Annotated in this window: 21 protein-coding genes; 6 read left to right on the forward strand and 15 right to left on the reverse strand. The window is 37.7% G+C overall.

What is annotated here, in order from left to right; translation table 11 throughout:
* Positions 1-212: 212 nt before the first annotated feature.
* The gene (locus G3I01_RS01215; RefSeq protein WP_257710674.1) at positions 213-2,921 is read right to left on the reverse strand and encodes a LuxR C-terminal-related transcriptional regulator; all 2,709 of its coding nucleotides are present in this window, start codon (positions 2,919-2,921) and stop codon (positions 213-215) included.
* A gap of 124 nt (positions 2,922-3,045) precedes the next feature.
* On the opposite strand from G3I01_RS01215, the gene G3I01_RS01220 reads away from it, so the two are divergent.
* The 5 genes from G3I01_RS01220 to G3I01_RS01240 all read left to right on the forward strand — a co-directional run bounded on the left by G3I01_RS01220 (position 3,046) and on the right by G3I01_RS01240 (position 7,489).
* Positions 3,046-4,740: a sulfatase gene (locus G3I01_RS01220; RefSeq protein ID WP_219550395.1), complete on the forward strand. Its 1,695-nt coding sequence runs from the start codon at positions 3,046-3,048 to the stop codon at positions 4,738-4,740.
* A gap of 91 nt (positions 4,741-4,831) precedes the next feature.
* On the forward strand, positions 4,832-6,091 hold the full coding sequence (locus tag G3I01_RS01225; RefSeq protein WP_219550397.1) for a putative DNA modification/repair radical SAM protein: 1,260 nt from the start codon (positions 4,832-4,834) through the stop codon (positions 6,089-6,091).
* The gene (locus G3I01_RS01230; RefSeq protein WP_219550399.1) at positions 6,091-6,867 is read left to right on the forward strand and encodes a TIGR03915 family putative DNA repair protein; all 777 of its coding nucleotides are present in this window, start codon (positions 6,091-6,093) and stop codon (positions 6,865-6,867) included. The genes G3I01_RS01225 and G3I01_RS01230 overlap by 1 nt, the downstream gene beginning before the upstream one ends.
* 48 nt (positions 6,868-6,915) lie before the next feature.
* Positions 6,916-7,167: a hypothetical protein gene (locus tag G3I01_RS01235; protein WP_219550401.1), complete on the forward strand. Its 252-nt coding sequence runs from the start codon at positions 6,916-6,918 to the stop codon at positions 7,165-7,167.
* Positions 7,168-7,243: 76 nt separating this feature from the next.
* Positions 7,244-7,489 (forward strand): hypothetical protein, encoded by a 246-nt coding sequence (locus G3I01_RS01240; RefSeq protein WP_219550403.1) that lies wholly within the window; start codon positions 7,244-7,246, stop codon positions 7,487-7,489.
* A gap of 48 nt (positions 7,490-7,537) precedes the next feature.
* Here G3I01_RS01240 and G3I01_RS01245 read toward each other — a convergent pair whose 3' ends face one another.
* From G3I01_RS01245 to G3I01_RS01310, 14 genes are all read right to left on the reverse strand, one after another.
* Positions 7,538-8,515: a polyprenyl synthetase family protein gene (locus G3I01_RS01245; protein ID WP_219550405.1), complete on the reverse strand. Its 978-nt coding sequence runs from the start codon at positions 8,513-8,515 to the stop codon at positions 7,538-7,540.
* A 58-nt stretch (positions 8,516-8,573) separates the two neighbouring features.
* Positions 8,574-9,617, reverse strand: a complete 1,044-nt coding sequence (gene rlmN, locus G3I01_RS01250; RefSeq protein WP_219550407.1) for a 23S rRNA (adenine(2503)-C(2))-methyltransferase RlmN — start codon at positions 9,615-9,617, stop codon at positions 8,574-8,576.
* A 115-nt stretch (positions 9,618-9,732) separates the two neighbouring features.
* Positions 9,733-10,782, reverse strand: coding sequence for a tRNA preQ1(34) S-adenosylmethionine ribosyltransferase-isomerase QueA (gene queA / locus G3I01_RS01255; RefSeq protein WP_219552739.1), 1,050 nt, complete (start codon positions 10,780-10,782; stop codon positions 9,733-9,735).
* 90 nt (positions 10,783-10,872) lie between these two features.
* Positions 10,873-12,090 carry a 3-phosphoshikimate 1-carboxyvinyltransferase gene (gene aroA / locus G3I01_RS01260; RefSeq protein ID WP_219550409.1) on the reverse strand — a complete coding sequence of 406 codons (1,218 nt, stop codon included), beginning with the start codon at positions 12,088-12,090 and terminating at the stop codon, positions 10,873-10,875.
* A gap of 29 nt (positions 12,091-12,119) precedes the next feature.
* Positions 12,120-12,374 carry a hypothetical protein gene (locus G3I01_RS01265; RefSeq protein ID WP_219550411.1) on the reverse strand — a complete coding sequence of 85 codons (255 nt, stop codon included), beginning with the start codon at positions 12,372-12,374 and terminating at the stop codon, positions 12,120-12,122.
* Positions 12,374-12,700, reverse strand: a complete 327-nt coding sequence (locus G3I01_RS01270; protein ID WP_219550413.1) for a nucleotide pyrophosphohydrolase — start codon at positions 12,698-12,700, stop codon at positions 12,374-12,376. The genes G3I01_RS01265 and G3I01_RS01270 overlap by 1 nt, the downstream gene beginning before the upstream one ends.
* Positions 12,666-14,717 carry a DUF3857 domain-containing protein gene (locus tag G3I01_RS01275; RefSeq protein ID WP_219550415.1) on the reverse strand — a complete coding sequence of 684 codons (2,052 nt, stop codon included), beginning with the start codon at positions 14,715-14,717 and terminating at the stop codon, positions 12,666-12,668. The genes G3I01_RS01270 and G3I01_RS01275 overlap by 35 nt, the downstream gene beginning before the upstream one ends.
* A 5-nt stretch (positions 14,718-14,722) precedes the next feature.
* A complete protein-coding gene (locus G3I01_RS01280) occupies positions 14,723-16,639 on the reverse strand; it encodes a DUF3857 domain-containing protein (protein ID WP_219550417.1) in 1,917 nt (638 codons plus the stop codon).
* A gap of 52 nt (positions 16,640-16,691) precedes the next feature.
* Positions 16,692-17,144: a D-aminoacyl-tRNA deacylase gene (gene dtd, locus G3I01_RS01285; protein ID WP_219550419.1), complete on the reverse strand. Its 453-nt coding sequence runs from the start codon at positions 17,142-17,144 to the stop codon at positions 16,692-16,694.
* Positions 17,145-18,092, reverse strand: a complete 948-nt coding sequence (gene rsgA, locus G3I01_RS01290) for a ribosome small subunit-dependent GTPase A (RefSeq protein ID WP_219550421.1) — start codon at positions 18,090-18,092, stop codon at positions 17,145-17,147.
* A 99-nt stretch (positions 18,093-18,191) separates the two neighbouring features.
* A complete protein-coding gene (locus tag G3I01_RS01295) occupies positions 18,192-19,280 on the reverse strand; it encodes a bifunctional 3-deoxy-7-phosphoheptulonate synthase/chorismate mutase type II (RefSeq protein WP_219550423.1) in 1,089 nt (362 codons plus the stop codon).
* On the reverse strand, positions 19,270-20,154 hold the full coding sequence (locus tag G3I01_RS01300; RefSeq protein WP_219550425.1) for a prephenate dehydrogenase: 885 nt from the start codon (positions 20,152-20,154) through the stop codon (positions 19,270-19,272). The genes G3I01_RS01295 and G3I01_RS01300 overlap by 11 nt, the downstream gene beginning before the upstream one ends.
* Positions 20,151-21,296: an aminotransferase class I/II-fold pyridoxal phosphate-dependent enzyme gene (locus G3I01_RS01305; RefSeq protein ID WP_219550426.1), complete on the reverse strand. Its 1,146-nt coding sequence runs from the start codon at positions 21,294-21,296 to the stop codon at positions 20,151-20,153. The genes G3I01_RS01300 and G3I01_RS01305 overlap by 4 nt, the downstream gene beginning before the upstream one ends.
* Positions 21,293-22,120 (reverse strand): prephenate dehydratase, encoded by an 828-nt coding sequence (locus tag G3I01_RS01310; RefSeq protein ID WP_219550428.1) that lies wholly within the window; start codon positions 22,118-22,120, stop codon positions 21,293-21,295. Before G3I01_RS01310 ends, G3I01_RS01305 begins: the two co-directional genes overlap by 4 nt.
* 350 nt (positions 22,121-22,470) lie before the next feature.
* Between G3I01_RS01310 and gldA the strand changes: the two genes are divergently transcribed.
* Positions 22,471-23,391 carry a gliding motility-associated ABC transporter ATP-binding subunit GldA gene (gene gldA / locus G3I01_RS01315; RefSeq protein ID WP_219550430.1) on the forward strand — a complete coding sequence of 307 codons (921 nt, stop codon included), beginning with the start codon at positions 22,471-22,473 and terminating at the stop codon, positions 23,389-23,391.
* Positions 23,392-23,512: the final 121 nt, after the last annotated feature.

Below are 23,512 nucleotides of genomic sequence, written 5' to 3' on the forward strand. Positions count from 1 at the left end.
GCTTAATTTGTAAGTGAAAGATACGCCCAACTCCCACTATTTACGCAAACGTTGTAGTACACAACTGCTACTTCAACTCAAAATAAGCATTAATTGACTTATTTACAAGTTGTTACAGTTTTATTGAAGTAGCTTTTTAAGGAAATTTTTTAGGTATGATGTAGTAATGTAGTAGTGTTTTTTTGATAATTTTTGACAGTATTATTAAGAATTCAAAAATTCTTAATTAAAAATTTTGTCAAATTCACATCACTGTCCAGGTCCATCTTCTTTCTTAATCTATAACGATGTACCTCTACCCCTCTTACCGAAATCCCCATAAGTGGAGCGATCTCTTTGGAGGTTAAATTCATCTTTAAATAAGAACAGAGTTTAAGATCCTTACTGGTTAATTTTGGATATTTCTCCAGCACATCTTTAAAGAAATCTTCGTGCACCTCATTAAAATTCGTTTCGAAAACCTTCCATTCGTCCTTGTTCTTTACCGCATTATTGATCTTGGTCATGATATGCTTCAAACGGAACTGATTGGAAAATTTATTCTTATCCTTATTCAATTCACCTTGAATTTCCATTAGGACCTCATTTTTCTTTGCCGCCATCATAGTGGTATTGGCAAGTTCCTTTCTTTTAAGATCAATTTCATTCATTAACCTTTCCTTTTCTATACGATTCAATCTTTCGGCATGTTCTTTTTCAAATTTGGCTTCCAATTGCAGTTGGTGCTTTTTAAGTTTTTGTTTATTCAACCAATAGACCAGGAAAAAGATAGAGAGCCCAATTAAAATATATACAAACTTCATAGGTAGGGAAAGATACCATGGTGGAGAAATAGAAAAATTATAAGTAGCAATCGTTTCTTTATTATTCCCACTTCCCTTCGCATTAAGCCTCAAATTATAATCTCCATGTTCCAGGTTTCTGAAGGTAAGGAGCCCGGAATTCACCTGGCCCGTAATAGTTTCCTCGCCTTCCAGTGAATAAATTAATTCTGTGGCGCTTGAAACCGGCAAGCCAACTCTAACTTTTATATTCTTAGATGAATTAAAAGGAATAAGCGGTGAACCAGATAAAGAGTAATTCTTATTATCACCTGCGAATTCTTTAAGAAAAGGTTTACTTATCCATTTATCGCCACTAATATCACGCAGTTTATTCAAATTCACCCTGGCAAAACCATCATTTAAAGTAACATAAAAGACGGAATCGTTTTCCCGGATAAAGTTTTCATTAGATTTAACCAGTCTTTGATCCAGTTCCTTAGGCCCTACAACAATTCTCTCATCATTAAGATCTGTAAGAATGATGTGACCGCTATCCCCGTCCACAAACACATAATATTCTGGTCCTTTATAGATAAGCTCTGAACCATTAAATTCCTTAAGGTCATCAAAGTTTTCAAAATCATCCTGAAACGGATTATATTTATACCAATGATCATTTACATATGCTACAACCTGATTATTTAATTTGTAGATCTTGGGATTATAATTAGACTTTTCACCTAGTGATCGAATCTTTTCGATCTTTAGATCAGAAAAATTATCATGAGTAACCTTATAAATACCCTCGTAAGGATGAGCTGCCCAGAAGGTTTTATTATTCTCGAAAACTATATCCTTAACAGGAAAATTAATTCCTTCCAGTTCCCGGATATTGCCATCATCCCTGTTATATAGACTAATTCCAGTATAATTAGAAATCAAATACTTGTTCTGGAGGCCTTCTATCTTGTCTATAGAGAAACTACCGGTACGGGTATCAATTGGTAAAAACCTGTTATTTGATATCTCATAAATTCCCGTATTATGATTAGCGTATAGAACTCCATCTATAGCTTCGAGATTCCAGGTATGATCCTCGGCGTTCTCAATTAATTCCAGCTCTGACTCTGAAAAACTATACACTCCGGTATTACTTGCTAAAAAATAATCGCCATTATAATTCAATAGGTCATAAACAGCGCCCAGCTCCCCTGAGCTATCTGTATAAAAACTTACAGGAGCCTTAAGTTCAACAATATCGACACCCTTATCCAGGGCAAGCCAGAGCTTTTCATTAAAATAGGCCATACCCAAGACCGTATTATTCTGTAGGCCTGAAGTACGATTATAGATGTGGAAACTATGATTCTCCAGATCATATTGAACGATTCCATCTTTAATGGTTCCTAAAATAATTTCAGTAGAACTTATGGGAAGTATATGATTTAGTTCAGACCTATTAAGAAGTTCATTCAATTTTTGACCGGTGATCTTTTTTACTTTTTTGTCATAATAAACATACAGCGATTCCTTACCGGCAATAAACAAAGTATCTTTATATGCTTCAATATCTATTATACTAACACCCTCTAATATTTTAAGATCCCCTTCTAATGGTCTGCTTATTCCATCATTGTCCAAGTAAGCTAACCCCTGCATCCTTGGAGCATAGATCAATCTATCTTTGAATGTTCCTAATGCGGTTGTTACAAGATCCTCAACTTTCGTGATCCTATCATTCTCATACTTATATACAGCACCAAATGACCTGAAATATATAGCATCTTGATGAGCAATAATCTCCCAGAATTCATCACTTTGCATATTATATTCCTGCATCAAGGGAGTAAGGGAATTATACTTCATTTCCCCATTGTGTGCGGTATCCCAATACCCAAATTCCTGGTAAGACCCTGTGTAAATTCTGTCATTATGAGGGTAAACAGATCTGATGATGGATTGACTCTCCAATGGAAATAACTCCCAGTTGATTCCGTCAAAAACAAGTAAGCCCTGGTTATTCGCACTATATATAACTCCCCTTTCATCTACCGCAATATCCCAGTTTTGACTAGCTGCAGAGTAATCTGAAGGTGAATAATTCTGTATAGGTGGTACAAGCTCCTGAGAATAAGTCTTACCTACAAGTAAACCCATTAAAATCAAGCACCTAAGAGCCTTGTAAATCATAATGTATATAGATTTGTGCAGTTATTGAGCAGGTGAAAATTAATAATTTTGAACGAAAACTTTCGTAGTTTTCCATTTTAAAATTTAGCTCATGGATAAAATTTCAATTCCTTCCATCTTATTAGGTCTTATATTACTGATTTTTCCAACCATCATAAGTTGTGGAAATAAAAAAGAAGAAGATTCAGAGAAAATAGATAAACCTCAAAAGCCTAATATCGTTTTTATAATGAGCGATGATCATGCGGCACAGGCCATAAGCGCCTACGGTCATCCCGTAAGCCAACTGGCACCAACTCCAAATATTGACCGTATAGCAAATAATGGTGCTAAATTCCTGAATAATTTTTGTACCAATTCAATTTGCGGACCTAGCAGGGCTGTAATTCTAACTGGGAAATTCAGCCATATAAACGGTTTTAGAATGAACGGGGAGATTTTTGATGGCTCCCAGCCCACCTTACCTAAATTTCTTAAGAAAGCCGGATACCAAACTGCCATCGTTGGGAAATGGCATCTTCATGGCAGGCCACAGGGATTTGATTACTGGAATATTTTAAATGATCAGGGAAATTATTACAACCCGGAATTCATTCATCAAAATGATACCACCATCGTAAATGGATATGCCACAGATATCATTACTGATATGGGAATAGACTGGATGGAAACTAAAAGAAAGAAAGATGAACCATTTTTTCTAATGGTACATCATAAAGCACCTCATAGAAACTGGATGCCTCCAATTAAGCATATTAATACCTATGATTCGACTACCTTTCCGCTACCCGAGACCTACTTTTCTAAACATGAGGGTCAAATAGCAGCACAGCAGCAACTGCAAACTGTATATGAAGACATGTATGAGGGTCATGATCTTAAAATGACCGTAGCTAAAGGAAGTGATTCCTTAAGACATAATCCCTGGACCTCAGATTTCGACAGGATGACCAAAGAGCAAAGAAAAGCCTGGGATGATGCTTACAGGCCTAAGAATGATGCCTTTCACGATGCAAAACTTACAGGCCGGGAACTTGCTGAATGGAAAGGACAGAGGTACCTGAGAGATTATATGGGTACCGTTGCTGCAGTGGATGAAGGAGTTGGTAAAATCCTTGATTATCTTGAAGAAAACAATCTAACTGAAAATACCATTATAGTATATACTACAGACCAGGGCTTCTATCTAGGTGAAAAAGGATTTTTTGACAAACGTTTCATGTATGAAGAATCACTCGCCATGCCTTTATTAATGCAGTATCCACCATCTATTGAAAAAGGAACTACCATTGAGGCACTCACCCAAAACCTGGATTTTGCACCAACATTCCTGGATTTTGCAGGAGCTGAAATCCCAGGATCCATGCAAGGAAAATCACTAAAACCATTGTTAACAAATAATAGTAATACAGGGGAATTCAGAGATGCAGTTTATTATCACTATTACGATTTCCCAGCATTTCATATGGTAAAAAGGCATTATGGCGTAAGAACTGAAAGATACAAGCTCATACATTTCTATGACGATATCGATACCTGGGAACTTTATGATCTAAAGAAAGATCCTCAGGAAGAAAATAATCTCTATGGTGATCCTGAATATGCTGAAATTCAAAAAAATCTTCATGATGAGCTAGAAGAACTACAAAGGAAATATGAAGTTACCGAAAAGGAATTTCAAACGACTCCAAAGGAAAAAGTTGATCAGGCCTACAGAAATTTTGCACGCTTAGCCGGAGAAAATCCGGAAACTTATCCCAAGGAAAAATCTATAGAGGTCGATTAAGTTCATTTTCAGACCAAAAGAGTTCAATCTAAAATAAAATTACCTATTTATTAATTGGAATTTTTCCTAATTTTGGAAAAATTCCAATTATATGGATTTCGACCGAATCAAAGAAAAGCTCAACATACTTGCAGATGCTGCTAAGTATGATGTTTCTTGCTCAAGTAGCGGAAGCAAAAGAAAGAACACCAATAAGGGTCTTGGAGATTCTTCGGGGATGGGAATATGCCATTCTTATACCCAGGATGGCCGCTGCGTATCCCTGCTTAAGATCCTTCTTACCAATCACTGCATATTCGATTGTGCCTATTGCGTAACCAGGAAAAGTAATGATATTAAGAGAGCGGCATTTAAAGTACAGGAAGTCGTAGATCTCACCATAAGCTTCTATCGCCGTAATTATATAGAAGGACTTTTTCTTAGTTCCGGAATTTTTAAAAGCCCCGATCATACGATGGAGCGCTTGATACAGGTTGCCAAAAAACTTCGGTTAGAGGAAAATTTCAACGGTTATATTCATCTTAAAAGTATTCCCGGTGCCAGCGACGAATTAATGCGCGAAGCCGGACTCTACGCAGACCGTTTGAGCGTAAATATCGAAATACCTACAAAATCAGGATTGAAGCTTCTTGCTCCAGATAAGAAACATGAAGATTTCATGAAACCTATGAAAAAGGTTAAGAATGAGATCCTTCAGTATAAAGAAGAATCCCGATTAATAAAAAGCACACCGAAATATGCGCCTGCAGGACAAAGCACACAAATGATAGTGGGAGCCACTGGAGAAAGCGATAGGGATATCATGTATTCTTCAGCATTCTTTTATAAGAATTACAATATGAAGAGGGTGTATTATTCAGGTTATGTACCTATTAGTAACGACCCAAGGCTTCCTGCCATTGGTTCACAGGTTCCAATGCTAAGAGAAAACAGGCTTTACCAAACCGACTGGTTAATGCGCTTCTACGGGTTTGATGTAAGAGAACTTTTAAATGATGATTTTCTTCACCTGGATATGGATATAGATCCCAAACTTAGCTGGGCATTGCGAAACCGCCATCTCTTTCCAGTAGACATCAATCGTATTGATAAACAACTTTTGCTTAGAGTCCCTGGAATAGGCCTAAAGTCTGCTAATAAGATTATTCAGGCCAGGAAATACAGAAAACTTAACTGGGAACATCTTCAAAAAATAGGTATAGCAGCCAACCGGGCAAAATATTTCATAACCTGTGATTCAAGAGAGAAAGAATTAAAAGATCATTCCAGTGAAAGATTAAAACAGATCATTCTAAAAAATTCAAATAGTAAATACTCCAAAGATTTAAGTCCGCAATTAAGTTTATTCTAATGGCCGATATAGTTTTAAAATATGATGGTAGTTTTATGGGGTTTCTTACCTGCATCTTCACTGCTTATGAGCAGAAGCTGAAAATAGTAGAAATAGTGCCTGCTGGAGAAGATCAAATTCAATTATTTAGCGAACCTCTCGATATTATTACGGATGAGCAAAAAGCCTTGCGAGTTTTAAAAGCCTTAAAATCTAAGGTCAGCAAGACTGGCATGATCAGGATAAAATGGTCATTTCTCAGCGAAGCACCTGGAATAGAAATGAAATTATATGACATGATCTGTAATATCTTTTCGAACAAGAAAAAGGTTGATACAGATTATTCACATCCTTCAGTTTTATACATCACCGATATTGCAAAGCAGGTAGGCAGAGAAAAACATAGAATGGAAGCCTTTGTAAGGTTCAGGCTAACAAAAGACGATATCTATTTTGCTATCATTGAGCCAGATTTCAATGTTCTGCCTATCATTATTAAACATTTCAAAAGCAGATACGCAGATCAGAAATGGCTTATCTATGATATAAAGCGAAAATTTGGAGCATATTACGACCTACATAATACCGAATATGTGTCTATGGAGCTACCTGAAGATATAGGTATTTCTGGCGGAAATCTGGAATATTTTGATACGGGTGAAATTTATTTTCAGAAATTATGGAAGGAATATTTTGATTCCACAAACATCAAAAGCCGAGTAAACATGCGGCTTCATGTACAACATGTACCCAAACGATATTGGAAATATTTAAGTGAAAAGAGTGCTTTTACATAATTAAAATTTGTTTAACTTTGTCGCTTCAACTAATTAAACAATTTAACAATGAAAAAATTATTCTTACTATTTGCTGTTGCAACAATGTCTCTTTCTATCTACTCTTGTAGAGAAACAACTGAGGAAAAAACCGAAGAAGCTGTAGAATCTATGGGTGAAGATGTAGAAAACGCTGCTGAAGAAGCAGGTAATGAAATGGAAGAAGCTGGTGAGGACGTAGAAGCTGCTGCTGAGAACGCAGAAAACGAAATGGAACAAGAAGTAGAAGAAGAAGTTAACGAAACTGACGATAACGCTTAATCATCTTCTTTCTGATAAGATTAAAGGTCATTCCTAAAGGGATGGCCTTTTTTTAATTAATTTAAATTCTATACTTATGAAAAAATCAGTGATCTTAATTATGGCTGCTATTTTCAGCCTTTCAATTTACTCATGCAGAGAAACTACTCAGGAAAAAACTGAAGAAGCTGCAAAAGCTATTGGTGAGGACATCGAGGCCGGAGCAAAAAAAGCCGGAGAAAAAATTGAAGAGGGTGCCGAAAAAGTAGAACAGGAAATCGACGAAGAGATCCACGAAACAGATGATGTAAATGGTGAAGAAGCAACCGATGATGCTGCTTAATTTCTAAATATCATTCAATATATAAAGCGAAGTTCTACTTCGCTTTTTTTATTTTTTACGCTCAATAACATAATTTACCATGAGCTCCAGACTATCCCGATATTCAGACCTGGGATAATCTTCGAGGATCAGCAAGGCTTCCTTCTGGAATTCCTTCATACGTTTTACCGCGTAATCAAGCCCCCCATTATTGCGCACAAATTCAATAACTTCTTTTACCTTGCCCCTGTCTTTGTTATGATTCTTTACTGAATTTATCACCCAGTCCCTATCCTTCTTAGAAACCTTATTCAAGGTATAGATCAACGGCAGTGTCATTTTCTGCTCTTTAATATCTATTCCGGTAGGCTTACCAATCTTTTCAGTTCCGTAATCAAATAGGTCATCTTTGATCTGAAAAGCCATCCCGATAAGCTCACCAAACCTTCTCATTTTAGCGATCTCATCACTATCGGGCTTTACAGAAGCCGCTCCCAGACTGCAACAAGCTGCGATAAGGGTAGCAGTTTTTTGACGAATTATATCATAGTAAACTGCTTCGGTTATATCCAGCCTTCGAGCTTTTTCGATCTGAAGCAATTCGCCTTCACTCATTTCTTTAACCGCAACCGATATGATCTTTAAAAGATCAAAATCATTATTATCTATAGACAATAAAAGTCCCTTAGAAAGGAGATAATCTCCCACCAGTACTGCGATCTTATTTTTCCATAAAGCGTTAATACTGAAGAAACCTCTTCTACGGTTAGAATCATCCACAACATCGTCATGCACTAGAGTTGCAGTGTGAATAAGCTCAATTACCGACGCACCGCGATATGTCCTTTCATTTACACTTCCATCTGAAACCATTTTGGCCACAAGAAATACGAACATAGGGCGCATTTGCTTACCCTTGCGGTTAACTATATAATGAGTAATTCTATTAAGAAGCGCAACTTTGGAAGACATGGATTCGAAGAACTTTTTCTCAAAAAGTTCCATCTCCTTCTGCACGGGAAGTTTTATTTGGGAAATAACCTTCATAAAGGCCGTAAATATACATATTTATACCGAAGGTTTCCCCGATAAATTAGTAATGAAATCAGGCTGATTTATTGGCCAGCTGACCACATGCAGCATCGATATCTTTTCCTCTGGAACGTCGCACGGTAACCGTAATTCCATTACGCTCCAGCATATCCTGGTACATATTGGTAGCCTCTGAAGCTGCCTGCTGGAAATTCCCGTCATCTATGGGATTATATTCAATAAGATTCACTTTGCAAGGCACATATTTACAGAATCTCACCAATGCCTGGGCATCCTCACGGGTATCATTTATATCTTTCCAAACGATATACTCATAAGTAATCCTGCTTTTGGTTTTAGAATACCAGTATTCCAGGGCTTCCTTTAGATCTTCCAGTGGAAAAGTTTCATTAAAAGGCATAATCTTAGTTCTCACTTCATTTCTGGCCGAGTGTAAAGAAACCGCTAATTTGATCTTTGCCTCATCATCTGCCAGCTTCTTGATCATTTTAGGAACACCCGAAGTTGAAATAGTAATTCGTTTTGGAGACATTCCCAGTCCTTCAGGAGAAGTGATCTTTTCTACTGCCTTCATCACGTTATTGTAATTCATCAAAGGTTCACCCATTCCCATAAAAACGATATTAGAAAGTGGCCTGTCAAAATACAACCTGCTTTCGTTATCTATGGCCACAACCTGATCATAGATCTCATCAGGATTAAGATTCCGCATACGCTTAAGCTTTGCAGTAGCACAAAATTGACAATCAAGACTACATCCTACCTGAGATGACACACAGGCCGTAGTTCTTGTTTTAGTAGGGATCAATACAGACTCAACCGTTAGGGCATCGTGAAGTTTTACCGCGTTTTTTATGGTACCATCACTACTTCGCTGCATGCGGTCCACGCGAATGTGGTTAATCACGAAATTATCCTTCAGCATTTGCCGGGTTTCTTTTGAGATATTTGTCATATCATCAAAAGAATGCACAGCTTTATTCCATAACCATTCATAAACCTGAGTTCCTCTAAAGGATTTATCGCCTTCAGAAACAAAAAATTCCTGAAGCTGTTTCTTGGTTAATGCCCGTATATCTTTCTTCCTGTCCTTCACGCTGCTAAATTACAAAGTTAAAACTGAATGCTTCAGTCTTTTAAATATCAATAGCTTACAAAAAAGGCCATAAACCGAAGATCAGCTTATGGCCTTAAATTATTTTAAATATTGATTATAAAATCAACATTGCATCTCCATAAGTATAGAATCTGTATTTCTCTTTTACAGCTTCCTCATAAGCCTTCTTCATGAAGTCATGACCTGCAAATGCAGATACCATCATCAATAAAGTAGATTTTGGTGTGTGGAAGTTTGTGATCATACAGTTAGCGATATTGAAATCATAAGGAGGGAAAATGAACTTGTTGGTCCATCCACCAAACTCGTTAAGCGTTTGATCTGACGATACAGCACTTTCCAGAACTCTCATTACCGTAGTACCAACAGCACAAACTCTTCTTCTCTCAAGTTTAGCTTTATTAATAACTTCAGTGGCATCTTTAGTGATAAAAGCCTCTTCACTGTCCATCTTATGCTTGGAAAGATCTTCTACCTCTACCGGGCTAAAAGTCCCCAGACCAACGTGAAGTGTAACCTCAGCAAAATCAACACCTTTAATCTCTAATCTCTTAAGTAGATGCTTAGAAAAGTGTAATCCAGCAGTTGGTGCAGCTACCGCGCCTTCGTTCTTAGCATAGATAGTTTGATATCTCTCTTCGTCTTCTGGCTCTACTTCTCTTTTGATATACTTTGGAAGTGGAGTTTGTCCAAGTTCCTTTAATTTCTTTCTGAAATCTGTATATGAACCATCATATAAAAATCTCAGGGTTCTACCTCTGGAGGTAGTATTATCGATTACCTCAGCAACCAGACTTTCGTCTTCACCGAAGTAAAGTTTATTTCCTATTCGAATCTTTCTGGCTGGATCTACAAGAACATCCCATAATTTAGTTTCAGGATTCAATTCTCTTAACAAGAAAACCTCAATTCTGGCACCAGTCTTTTCCTTATTTCCATATAATCTGGCTGGAAAAACTTTAGTGTTATTAAGAACCATCACATCTTCCGGCTCAAAATAATCGATTAAATCCTTGAATTTTTTATGTTCAATCGTCTGCTCCTTACGGTTAAGTACCATTAGCCTTGCCTCATCTCTATTTTCAGATGGATACTCGGCCAAAAGCTCCTTAGGCAGTTCAAAATTGAAATTTGAAAGTTTCATTCCCATAGTTCCTGTTTTAAAGGCTGCAAATATACAATCTCAACATAGGGGTTGTCAAGTAAATGAGTGTTTATTTAGAAATTAAATAATTTATTGTGCTTCGAAGTTTAATTTTTTAAGATCTTTCCAAAAATCGGGATAAGATTTTGTCACCACATTGGCATCTTCAATAGAAAGCGGAATTTTTAAGGCCAGCGGAGCGAAAGACATGGCCATTCTATGATCATTATAGGTTTCAACCAAAACATCATTATTCAAAGAATTACAGGGAGCCAGGTGTAAACAATCTTCAGTGATCTTTACACGGGCACCAAACTTTTGCATTTCGTTCTTTAACGCCTGTAGTCTGTCGGTTTCCTTGATCTTTAGAGTATGTAAACCTTCCAGTTTACACTCCATTCCCAGTGCAAGACAGGTAACAGCAATGGTCTGTGCAATATCTGGTGAATTTCGTAAGTCTTCATTAATTCGCAGGGACCGCTTAGTCTTCTCCTTTTTGAGCACGATAGAATTTTCCTCAAAGGTTGTTTGAACGCCAAAATATTTATAGATCTCTGCCAGGCAGCTATCCCCTTGTTTACTATTTTTCCTATAATTTGAAAGCCTTATTTCAGCCGAAGCTGAGATCGCGGCAATACTGTAAAAATAGGAAGCTGAACTCCAGTCTGATTCCACAGCGATGGTGACCGGTTCCAATTTCTGGATAGGTTCAATGAAAATTCTGTCCTTTTTAAAATTTCCTTTGATCCCTACCTGTTGTAGAAGCTCAAGCGTCATTAATATATAAGGAGTCGAAGTGATCTGACCTTCCAGTATTATTTCCAGGCCGTTAGGTAGAGAAGCACCAATAAGCATTAAAGCAGAAATATATTGGCTGCTTACATTTGCTTTCAGCCTTACTGAATCTACATGAAGTTTCTTACCTTTAATGATCAATGGCGGGAATCCTACCTGGTCCTTATATTCAATATCGGCTCCCATTCTCTGTAAAGCATCTACCAATAACCTTACAGGTCTTTCCTTCATTCTTTTACTCCCGGTTAATTCCACCTCGCAGCCTTCTTTGGCAGCAAAATAGGCAGTTAAAAAACGCATGGCCGTACCGGCATGATGGATATCAACAAGACCATTCCCCTGCTCCAGTGCTTTTTTCAGGACATTAGAATCATCGCTGTTGGATAGGTTCTCTATTTGTATATTAGGATATAAGGCCTGCAGGATCAGTAATCGGTTTGATTCGCTTTTGGATCCGGTGATCTTAAGATCTGCCTTAATTTCGCTTTGCTTATTTGATAGGGATAAGTTCATTTGACGTAGTAAAAGAATAAATCACTAAATTAATCTTTCTTTTCCTTACCCCGAAACTGACCGAAGGCTAAAATAAATCCATATAAGAATGAGGCCAGCAGTTGTCCGATTATAAATCTCCACAATTTACCATCTGCAGTCCTTTCCTTGAAGAAAGTAAGGACGGCAAATTCGCCATATTCAAAAAAAATGGTGATAACATTATATAGAACCAGGAATGAAAGCCCCAGCCATAAAACCGATTTCCAAAAAGATCTTTTGGACATTATAGCCTTGAACTTCATTACTTCAGTTTTTCGTTGTTCTTATGTCTGTCCTTATCTCTTTCAGTCTTTATGTCCAGTTTGCGGTCAAACGCCTCCTGAAGATCTACTCCTGTTTGATTTGCAAGACATAGCACTACGAACATAACATCTGCAAGTTCCTCCCCCAGATCTTTATCCTTATCGCTTTCCTTTTCGCTCTGCTCACCATAACGACGGGCGATGATCCTGGCCACTTCCCCCACTTCCTCTGTAAGTTGAGCCATATTTGTAAGTTCATTGAAGTAACGAACTCCATGTTCCTTGATCCAGTTATCTACCGCTTTCTGCGCGTTCGCTATTTGCATCTTCTAAAGTTTTCTCCAAAACTATAGCTTCGCTGTGTTTTTTAATAATATTAGCATAAAACTTTTTTAGGAAATCATATTCCGAAGGAAGAAACGCAGTCTTTTTAATGGTAATAATTGATGAAAGTCGAATTACATTCCCAGCTCCATTCACAATGAATTTGAACTGTCCGTCATCTTCGCCAAGATTTACCACCGTACTTTCAGGAAGGGAAACGATATTATAATCATTGGGAATCATGATATTAATAGAGTAGGTTTTTACCTCGGGGTAATCGAAATAAACGGGATAGTACCTTTCTTCTTCTTTATAGGGATTTTCCAAGATCGCATCAAATAACATCGGTTTTAAATAAACTTTATCACCAATATTTTCGGAAGCAGAGGCTAATTGGAAATTAAATTTTTCAAGAATTTCTGCTCCAAGCTTATCCTTATTTTCAATTTCATAATCACTTATCTCTATATTTGAAATCGAGCTCAACCTGTTTTCGATGTCATTATTTTGCTCTGCACCTGAGTGATCCTGTCTGAATTTCTTAGCTAAAAGTTTGGAATAAGATTTCCAATTCCAACCCTCTACACCAGAACCATCGAACTTATAGTTCATTTTTATAGCATTCTCAGAAAAATAGTTTGGCATTAAATCGATCCAGGAAGATTTCTCCTTTTCTTTAAGTAATCTTCCCTGCCAGTTTCTTGCTCTTTTTGGAAGTTCACCAATAGCAGCCTTAGGATCTGTGGCATCCATTAGAACCAGATCACCATCTAATTCCAATCCTGCGATAACATAATTGAATCCATCCCGGGTTGGATATAATGGTACTCCATTCGATGGAGTACTAAGGAGAACAGGATGTGCCTTTAATTTGGCATACCTCAACATGGAGATTAATAATAGATTAATATCCCCGGTATTACCGGAACCTTCTTCAAATGCCTTTTTTGTACCATTATCTGGATAGAAACCCAGATAATCATTCCACTTCACCTTCTGTTTAACGAACTCGAAGATCGCTTCAGCTTTCATTCTAGGATCTGAAAGACCTGCGATTACCTGATCTAATTCTTCATCATAATAATTGTCCTTATTCAGTTCATCTGCGATTCCAAGATCATTATATATTGATCTGGCAACACCCTCCCAGGTTTCAGAGTAATTTTCTACCATGGAATTTGGAAACTTGGTGAACATCAATTCCCAGTCTATGAAAGCAGCATAGGTATGCAGGTTTTCTACATGTGGCTCCTTTTTTAAAGGTGGAATATTTTCACGGTTAACCCCATAAACACTTAACATGTATTTTATAGAATTATGAGAAGCCTGGGTGGTAACTACTCTATTACCACTACGGGAAGTACTTGTAAAATTGTAGCTAAAATTTTCCTTTTTCTCTTGAAGATCAAAATTTAGAAGCGATTTTAAATTAAAATATCTTCTGAAAGTAAAGAACTCAGGGATCATAACTTCCAGCTCCAGGTTATCCATAGGTATAAGGTACTGTAAGGGAGTCCTCCCTATAGATCCCAGGAAAGGTGATTTGATCTTATATGTGATTTCAATAACACTACCTTCAGTAACCGCAGGCATCGTGAATTTTGTGTTTTCATTATATCTGGAAGTAACTTCTTCAAAAATCTCATCGTTTCTTAATTTCTCCTCTTCTAGTTCACCGTCAATAATATTATAGGTATAACCCTTTAACTGAACCAGGTCCTCTTCATCAGAAACACCTGTATATCTTCTTATTTCCTTGGTCGCCCAGTCAAAACCTTCTTTATTATAAATCTTGATCCTTTCATGGATTTCGGTAATTAGGTTCAAGCCTTCATGTTGATTAAGATCATAATATACCTTTTGTTTTCTGTACAAAACAGCGGCATTTGCATCTTTATGTATTGGGTGCTCTTTTTGCAGAACCTCTTCTTTGGATACTTTACCAAATTTGTAGTTTTGACTATGAATTTGAAATCCGCAAAGAAATAGAGCGGAGAGAATTAAGGTGATCTGGCGCATAATAATTAAACTTTGTTGGTTGGAACAATCACGGCTTTCTGACTGTTGAGTTTATGAATCTGATTAATAAATTTTCTGAAATTTTCAAATTTTTCTGGCGACCACTCCCCTTCCTCAATCCTTAAATATCTTTCTACCGCAATGTATTTCCTATCTTCAGTTTCCTCTACAGATATACTTAAAGACATTTTTCCAAAATCTGATTCTATTTCCTGACTTTCAGGAATGGCTTCTACTGCAAATCCCGATGGTAATTCAAACTTGAAATTATCCTTAAAGGTTTTTCCCCTTTCTATAGTTATTTTATTCTTCCTGTTTTTGTCCTTATCGATCTTCATATTGAATCCACTAACAAAATTTAGAGGAACCAGAAGTCTCTCACCGGCTAAATTGCAGAACCTGTCAGCCTTTATATACAAGTCTTCTTTGAACTCGATCTTCTTTTTATCATTAATGAAGTTTATTGAATCAAAACTCAGATTTTGAAACTGCGACCAGTTCTCGTTATAATAATTCTTCTGTACTTCTTCTTTCTGCAATTCAATGAGATAAATATCACCGTAGGGGACTCCATAACTCGACCTTTCTAAATGAGCCTTAAAACCACCATTTTCTTTAATGAGGATATTGGCCCAGGTACTTTGTAAATTATCTTCAGCAGAGTATTTTTTTGTTCTTACAATTTCACCTCCTTCGGGTTTTAATTTTAAAGCCCATCTGTCATCGGTAAAATCTCCTAAATAATTAAAAGGAGCATCCTGGCTAGTGCATTCTAGCCAAATATCCTCTTTGTCTTCCTGGGGAATACTTAAAATGACATGATTCCCCTGCATTTTGGTGAAATCTGGATCAATATCTCTTTTAGAACCTCCGTAAACAATAGTATAATCTGCTTCTATACCTTGTGACTTCAACAAAGCACGGGTATAATTGGTTAGGCCCTTGCAATCTCCATAACCCAACCTGTCTACTTCCAGTGCGCTATACGGCTTCCATCCACCTATACCGAGCATAACTGCGATATAGCGAGTATTTTCCTGTACATATTTATAAATGATGCGTGCCTTTTCTTCATCAGTTACCGCATCTTTGGTAAGTGAGGTAACCTTCCTAACGATTTCCTCTGATAAAAGTCCCTGGCCTTCTACCAGGTGCTTATATTGCCATGCCCCAAAATCTTTCCAATCACTGGACTCCCCTTCTATTCCCTCAAGAAAATATTTCTGCAAAGCCACCCTGACATGCGGTGCTAACACTTCAAAAGATGGACTAAGTTTTTCATGGCTCCTGGCCATGAGGTCTGTTACTGAATACTTCAGATCGAAATTTGAATTATTAACCTCCACATTGAGACTATCAAAGTTCCTTTCAGAGTACCTGATGGGAATTTGAGTATTATTGACGATCTTATAGACGGACCTTTCCACACTTACCTTATACCCCTCAAGAGGTCTCCAGTCTGGCAGAAATATAGAATTCTCTTTTCGAACTCTGGAAGAGTATTTTACGGTATATGGATAGTTTCTAGGGGTGTATTGCAGGTAACTAACCTGGTTGTCTGAAAAAAGTACGAAACCCTGGAAATTGCTGCGTGTTTTAAAATCACGCTTTTTAAATATTCTGATCTCATTTCCATCTTTATCAAGAATCAAAGCTTCCTGATCCTGAACTGAAAGACCCTTATCAAAATTCTCATAGGCTTCTATATAAGCCTCTCCCGCTTCGTTGAGAACAGTTACCACTCTATTGGTAGAAATTTCGACATCATCTATATCTTTAATTTCTATATTGGTGGTATGCTCACGAATTACAGCGTTAGCATTGGTAAGCATCTTGAGGTTAATATTACTAACCTTGTAGTTTTCCTGGCAATGTAGGGTAGAAAATAGGCCAAGAAAACCAACAATTAAAAAATTGCGCATTCCGGTGGGCTGACTTATATATTTAGCGCAATATATAAAAAATTAACGTTTTTTAACGTTTGTCTTTAGAATCTAGCAAAATTGTTACCGGTCCATCATTTAAAAGAGATACTTTCATGTCTGCACCAAAACGACCTACACCAACATTTTTACCAAATTCTTTTTCGAATACTTTGATGAATTTTTCATACATAGGCTCAGCGATCTCTGGTTTTGAAGCCTTCATATAACTTGGTCTGTTCCCTTTTTTCGTGCTAGCATGCAAGGTGAACTGGCTTACAATAATCGCATCTCCATCTACACTTTTAAGAGATTCGTTCATCACTTCATCTTCGTCATTGAAGATCCGCATATTGATAATTTTTCGGCAAAGCCAATCAATATCTTCATCATTATCTTCATCTTCAATTCCCAACAGGATCAACAATCCATGTTGCATTACGGCACAAACTTTATGGTTAACGGTTACTGATGCTTCTGAAACTCTCTGTATTACTGCTCTCATTTATTTTTGATATTGATCTATTCGATAATTATCATCTTCACCTTCCATGATCTGCAAATAGCTTTTATACCGGGACCAGGCAATCTCGCCTGCTTCCAAAGCCTCTTTTACGGCACATTTGGGCTCTTCCAAATGCAGGCAATTGTGGAATTTACAATCCTGTTTTCTTTCGAAGAATTCAGGAAAATAATCCCCGATCTCTTCCCGGTCCATATCTACTACCCCAAAACCCTTGATACCAGGAGTATCTATGATCCTCGCATCAAAGCTAAGATCGAACATTTCTGCGAAGGTTGTGGTATGCTGACCCTGGCTATGCTGTTTAGAAATTTCAGAAGTTTTAAGAGCCAGGCTGGGCTCGATCGCATTGATCAAAGTAGATTTTCCGGTACCACTATGACCTGAGATCATACTGGTCTTCCCGATCATCTTTTCTTTTACTTTATCAACATTCTTACCTTCTTTTGCTGATATCCCAATACATTCATATCCTGCAGATCTGTATAATTCTGCCAGATATTTGACTTCAGCAAGTTCTTCGATAGAATAGGTATCAACTTTATTGAAAAGCAATACCGCAGTAATTTCATAAGCTTCCGCAGTCACAAGAAAACGATCTATAAAGGTGGTAAGAGTTGGAGGATTATTCAGGGTGATAAGAAGAAAGACCTGATCGATATTGGAAGCTATAATATGTGTTTGCTTCGATAGATTCACCGATTTCCTGATAATATAATTATCGCGCTCAGTGATCTTTTTGATCACTCCGGTCTTCTCTTCTACCCCTTCTTCCAGGTCAAAAGACACCTTATCTCCCACTGCGACGGGATTAGTGCTTTTAATTCCCTGGATCCTGAATTTTCCTTTTATCCTGCATTCATAAAATTCACCGTTATCAGCTTTTACCTGATACCAGCTCCCTGTAGACTTATAAACCGTTCCCTGCATTTATGATAAATTATTCATATCCCGAATACTGTATTTATTTAGATGCAAATTTATAGGAATAATTTCACAAGACCACCTTAGATGCATTTAGCTTTCAAATTACCTGATACCGTCCAGGATCTTTTGTTGATGGTTGATCGATTCCTGGTGAATGGCTTTGAACATTCTTAGCACAAATTCTTCACTAAGTCCTTTTTCTTCTCCTTCAAGTACCATTTTACCAAGGATCTCATTCCACCTTTTGGTTTGAAGGATCGCTACGTTCTGCTCCTTCTTCACCTGACCAATCTCCTCGGCAATTTTCATTCTTTTTGAAAGTATCTCAAGGATCTGGCTGTCGGTAATGTCGATCTTAGATCTTAACGTGGTTAGTTTGTTCTGAAATTCTTCACTGGCTGAAATTTCCTTTCTTACTTTTAAATCCTGCATGATCTTAATAAGTGTTTCAGGGGTTATTTGCTGGGCTGCATCGCTCCATGCTTTATCTGGTGTATGATGAGTTTCCACCATTATTCCGTCATAGTTAAGGTCCAGGGCTGTCTGGCAAAGATCAAAAATGATATCCCTTCTTCCGGCAATATGCGAAGGATCAAGAATTAGCGGGAGATCGGGGAATTTATTCTGAAGCTCGATCGGGATCTGCCATTCCGGGTTATTTCTGTATTTAGTTTTTTCATAAGCTGAAAAACCTCTGTGAATTACACCCAGTTTATTTATATCTGCTGTATGAAGTCTTTCTACCGCTCCAAGCCATAAAGAAAGATCCGGGTTCACCGGGTTTTTTACCAATACGATCTTATCTGTACCTTTTAAGGCATCTGCGATCTCCTGTACGATAAATGGAGAAACCGTGGTTCTTGCCCCGATCCATAGAATATCTACATCATGTTTTAAAGCAAGGTCTACGTGGTTTGGGTTCGCCACTTCGGTAGTGGTAAGCATTCCGGTTTCCTCTTTAGCTTTCTGAAGCCATTTTAAACCAAGAGCACCAACTCCTTCAAAGTTTCCTGGTCTTGTTCTCGGTTTCCAGATTCCCGCTCTAAGTACGGTAGCATCGCTATCCTTTAACTGGTGTGCGATCGTTAAAACCTGTTCTTCTGTTTCGGCACTGCAAGGTCCTGCAATCACCAATGGATGTGACAATCCAAAATCATCCAACCATGTTCTGAGTTCTTTTTTATTTTCCATTTTCCTGTAGTTTAATTTCTTCGTTTTGATTTATTCCGTTTAGTACTTCTCTTATATGGTTTGTTCGCTCCATTTCACTGAAAACCTCCTCAAAATTATCTTCTTCCATCAATTTCCTGAAATGCTTCAGATTGGAGATATATTCATCCAGGGTCTCCATAACATTCTTTTTATTCTGATTGAAAATTGGAGTCCACATGGCCGGTGAACTTTTCGCCAGTCTCACCGTAGAGGCAAATCCACTTCCCGCCAGGTCGAAAATATCCCTTTCGTTCTTCTCTTTTTCAAGAACCGTTTTCCCCAGCATAAATGAGCTGATATGCGAAAGATGTGAAACATAAGCGATATGACGATCATGTGATTTAGGATCCATATATCTGATCCTCATCCCTATGGCCTGGAATACTTCCAGTGCTCTTTCCTGAAGTTTAAAAGCTGTCTTTTCAACCTCGCAAATGATATTGGTCTTGTTCTTAAAAAGACCGTGGATAGCCGCAGTAGGCCCTGAGAATTCAGTTCCTGAAATTGGGTGACCGGCTAAATAATTTCTTCTTTTAGGATGATCTGCAACCTTTTTGCAAAGATGTTCTTTTGTTGAACCGGCATCGGTCACCACGCAATTATCATTCACTACATCAAGTATCTTTGGTAAAACTTCCAGCGAAGCATCTACCGGGATAGCCATATATACCAGGTCGGCATCTTTAAGATCTTCAAAATTAGATTTATGATCTATCAATCCAAGATCTAAAGCTTTTTCAAGGTGATCATCATTTTCATCTATTCCGTAGATCTCGACCTTCTTCATTACAGATTTAAGATCTAAAGCAAAAGATCCACCAATCAGGCCTATTCCTATTACAAAAACTTTCATCCTTTTATTCTTTTTAATGCTTCATCTATTACCTCTTCATTGGCGCATAGAGAAAAACGTATATATCCTTCACCCTGGGAACCAAAAATGAATCCAGGTGTGATAAAAATATCCTTATCATAAAGCAGGTCATCAACAATATCTTCTGAAGTCTTCCCTTCAGGGGTCTTAGCCCACACAAAAAGTCCGACCTGGTCGTCCCTGACTTCACAATTCAATTCAGAAATCAACTCTAATACTTTCTTCTTTCTTTTTGTATAGATCTTATTCTGATCCTCGAACCAGGAACCCGATAATTTCAAAGCTTCAACCGCTCCGGCCTGAACCGGATAGAACATGCCGCTGTCCATATTGGATTTTACTTTTAATACAGAATTGATATTCTTCTGGCTTCCCGCAAGCATTCCTACTCTCCAGCCGGCCATATTGAAGCTTTTACTCAAAGAATTCAGCTCCATGACATAATCGCTCAAACCATCCTTTTGCAGGATGCTTCTAGGATTATCATTCTGAATAAAGCTATACGGATTATCATTCACCACAAGGATCTTATGAGTTTCAGCAAATTCTGTGAGCTCTCTGAAAAAATCTTCAGTCGCAACTGAACCCGTAGGCATATGGGGATAGTTCACCCACATTAATTTTACTTTGCTAAGGTCTTCCTTAGCCAGTTCATTAAGATCTGGCAGCCAGTTATTCTCAGCTCTCAGCTCATAATTTCTTTCTTTAGCCTGCAGCAATTTCGAAACCGAACTATATGTTGGGTAACCAGGATTTGGCAGTAAAACCTCATCTCCCGGATCCAAAAATGTCATGGAAATATGCATGACCCCTTCCTTGCTGCCCATAAGTGGTAAGATTTCCGATTCCGGGTCGAGGATACGATCATAGAACTTTTTGTAGAAACCGGCAATAGCATTTCTTAATTCGGTAATTCCTTTGTAGGGTTGATACTGGTGAGCTCCATTAGAAGAAAGAGCCTTATTTAAAGCTTCCACTACTTGTGCCGGCGGGGCAAGATCGGGGCTCCCAATTCCCAGGTTGATGATGGGCTTTCCCTCCGCTCTGAGTTCTGCCACTTCACGAAGTTTTTTCGAAAAGTAGTATTCCTGAACTGTATCAAGTCTTTTTGCGGTTATCATACTAGATTATTTTTATAGATACCTAAAATCTTTAATTCTTCGGTCATTAATTTTAATACATCGATCGCCTTTTCCAGGTCTTCAAATCTTTCAAAGATCACATCTACGAAAAAAGAATATTTCCAGGGCTCGTCGATTATTGGCAGCGACTGGATCTTGGTCATATCCAGGTAGCAATCCCTTATAATATTAAGTACAGATACCAAGCTTCCTCTTTCACTTTTAAGATCAAATTTTAGAGAAGCCTTATCCAGTTTTTCTCCGTTGGGCTTTTGTCTTTCTGTACCCAAAACCAGAAACCGGGTAGCATTACTTTTAATAGTGTGAATTTCTTTAGCCAGAATTTCCAGTCCGTACATTTCAGCAGCGGCAGGGCTGGCCACGGCCGCAACTTTCAATTTTCCTTCTTCTGATATTCTTTTAGCCGCTTCAGCTGTATCTGCATCTTCGATCAATTTGATATGTGGATGTTTTTTAAAGAATTCTTTACACTGCAGCAATGCCATTGGATGAGAAAACACCTTTTTTATATCCTCGATTCTCTGCCCTTCTACCGCCATCAAATTCATATTCACCGGGGTGTAATGTTCCCCGATCACACTAAGATTGTATTCATCCATCAGGGCATAGTTTGGCAGGATCGACCCGGCGATACTATTTTCTATAGCCATCACCGCTTCATTTGTCTCCTTTGCAGCCAACTTCTGGGCAAGTTCATGAAAGGACATATGCTCCATCACTTCAACATCTTTGTGATAATAATCCATCGCCACCAAATGATGGAAAGAACCTTTAATTCCCTGAATTCCGACTTTTTTATTCATATAGCTACCAATAAAAAAAGTCCCGATCTTAGATCGAGACTTTTATATAATTTTGTGTTTTAATTAATCATATAGCATTCCCGATCCTATCTCTGGTATAGAAATAAAAATAAAAGAATGCGTTCCAGTTAATTAAAGTTGTCATTTCGAATATTTACGAATGACTAAAGTAGCGCAATAATTTTATATTCAAAATCTTTTCTGATTAAAATTTTCAGTTTTTAAGTATTCGGAATATTGTCAATGTTTTAATAGCAATAACAATTTATCCTTCCTCATTTTCGTTGGAACTTTGAAAAATTTTCAGCGGCATCCCTGATTTTTTATTCCTAATTTTGAATTTGAAAGCTATGTCTATAATCGTAAATAACATATCGAAACACTTTGGCCGCCAGAAAGCGCTGAATAAGGTGAATTTTGAGATTAAAAAAGGTGAGATCGTTGGATTCTTGGGACCAAATGGTGCCGGAAAATCCACTTTAATGAAGATTCTCACCGGTTATCTAACTCCAGATGAAGGCAATGCCTTTATCGATGGGTTAGAACTAAAGGACAATACTGCCGAAATTCAGAAACGCATAGGATATCTACCTGAACACAATCCTTTATATACTGAGATGTTTGTACGGGAATATTTAAGGTTTAATGCTTCCGTCTATAAAATAGACAAAGCCCGGGTTGAAGAAGTAATTAAACTCACCGGTCTTTCTCCTGAAGCGAATAAAAAGATAGAGCAACTATCTAAAGGATATAGACAACGTGTGGGACTAGCCGCAGCTTTGCTCCATGATCCCGAAGTACTCATCCTTGATGAGCCAACCACGGGACTGGACCCAAATCAGCTTGTAGAAATAAGATCCCTGATCAAGAACATAGGTAAAAAAGCTTCCGAAGAAAATTCAGGAAAGACCGTTTTTCTATCCACTCATATTTTGCAGGAAGTAGAAGCGATCTGCGACCGGGTTATCATTATAAATAAAGGTAAGATTGTTGCAGATAAGAAATTGAAAGATCTGCGCGATGAAAAAGAACAAATTATTGCCGTAGAATTCGATTACCGTATAGAAGAAGTGGCGCTAAAAGAACTTCCTAATCTTATTTCAGCAAAGAATGTTGGTGGCTTCCATTATGAATTGATATTCGACACCAATAAAGACATGCGGCCGGCGGTATTTGATTTTGCCCATGATAACGGACTCAAAACCCTTCAGCTAAATCAAAAAACGAAGAACCTGGAAAGCCTGTTTGCTGAATTAACAGCTTCAGAATAAATAAAATCCTTACAGAACAATTGTTATCGTGCCCCGAAGTCTGGGGAGATTCAGGATTTCAATATTTAGAAGCTGAAAAATGTATTCGGTAAAGCCTGAAACTTAAGTGGAATTTGAAAAT

The organism is Gramella sp. MT6, assembly GCF_019357415.1.
Taxonomy (GTDB): domain Bacteria; phylum Bacteroidota; class Bacteroidia; order Flavobacteriales; family Flavobacteriaceae; genus Christiangramia.

Bases quoted from the DNA above. Each gene is read 5' to 3' on its own strand.
- G3I01_RS01215 (WP_257710674.1), bottom strand. From the start codon at position 2,921: ATGGGTTTACTTGTAGGTAAGACTTATTCTCAGGAGCTTGTACCACCT.
- G3I01_RS01220 (WP_219550395.1), top strand. From the start codon at position 3,046: ATGGATAAAATTTCAATTCCTTCCATCTTATTAGGTCTTATATTACTG.
- G3I01_RS01225 (WP_219550397.1), top strand. From the start codon at position 4,832: ATGGATTTCGACCGAATCAAAGAAAAGCTCAACATACTTGCAGATGCT.
- G3I01_RS01230 (WP_219550399.1), top strand. From the start codon at position 6,091: ATGGCCGATATAGTTTTAAAATATGATGGTAGTTTTATGGGGTTTCTT.
- G3I01_RS01235 (WP_219550401.1), top strand. From the start codon at position 6,916: ATGAAAAAATTATTCTTACTATTTGCTGTTGCAACAATGTCTCTTTCT.
- G3I01_RS01240 (WP_219550403.1), top strand. From the start codon at position 7,244: ATGAAAAAATCAGTGATCTTAATTATGGCTGCTATTTTCAGCCTTTCA.
- G3I01_RS01245 (WP_219550405.1), bottom strand. From the start codon at position 8,515: ATGAAGGTTATTTCCCAAATAAAACTTCCCGTGCAGAAGGAGATGGAA.
- queA (WP_219552739.1), bottom strand. From the start codon at position 10,782: ATGAAACTTTCAAATTTCAATTTTGAACTGCCTAAGGAGCTTTTGGCC.
- aroA (WP_219550409.1), bottom strand. From the start codon at position 12,090: ATGAACTTATCCCTATCAAATAAGCAAAGCGAAATTAAGGCAGATCTT.
- G3I01_RS01265 (WP_219550411.1), bottom strand. From the start codon at position 12,374: ATGAAGTTCAAGGCTATAATGTCCAAAAGATCTTTTTGGAAATCGGTT.
- G3I01_RS01270 (WP_219550413.1), bottom strand. From the start codon at position 12,700: ATGCAAATAGCGAACGCGCAGAAAGCGGTAGATAACTGGATCAAGGAA.
- G3I01_RS01275 (WP_219550415.1), bottom strand. From the start codon at position 14,717: ATGCGCCAGATCACCTTAATTCTCTCCGCTCTATTTCTTTGCGGATTT.
- G3I01_RS01280 (WP_219550417.1), bottom strand. From the start codon at position 16,639: ATGCGCAATTTTTTAATTGTTGGTTTTCTTGGCCTATTTTCTACCCTA.
- dtd (WP_219550419.1), bottom strand. From the start codon at position 17,144: ATGAGAGCAGTAATACAGAGAGTTTCAGAAGCATCAGTAACCGTTAAC.
- rsgA (WP_219550421.1), bottom strand. From the start codon at position 18,092: ATGCAGGGAACGGTTTATAAGTCTACAGGGAGCTGGTATCAGGTAAAA.
- G3I01_RS01295 (WP_219550423.1), bottom strand. From the start codon at position 19,280: ATGGAAAATAAAAAAGAACTCAGAACATGGTTGGATGATTTTGGATTG.
- G3I01_RS01300 (WP_219550425.1), bottom strand. From the start codon at position 20,154: ATGAAAGTTTTTGTAATAGGAATAGGCCTGATTGGTGGATCTTTTGCT.
- G3I01_RS01305 (WP_219550426.1), bottom strand. From the start codon at position 21,296: ATGATAACCGCAAAAAGACTTGATACAGTTCAGGAATACTACTTTTCG.
- G3I01_RS01310 (WP_219550428.1), bottom strand. From the start codon at position 22,120: ATGAATAAAAAAGTCGGAATTCAGGGAATTAAAGGTTCTTTCCATCAT.
- gldA (WP_219550430.1), top strand. From the start codon at position 22,471: ATGTCTATAATCGTAAATAACATATCGAAACACTTTGGCCGCCAGAAA.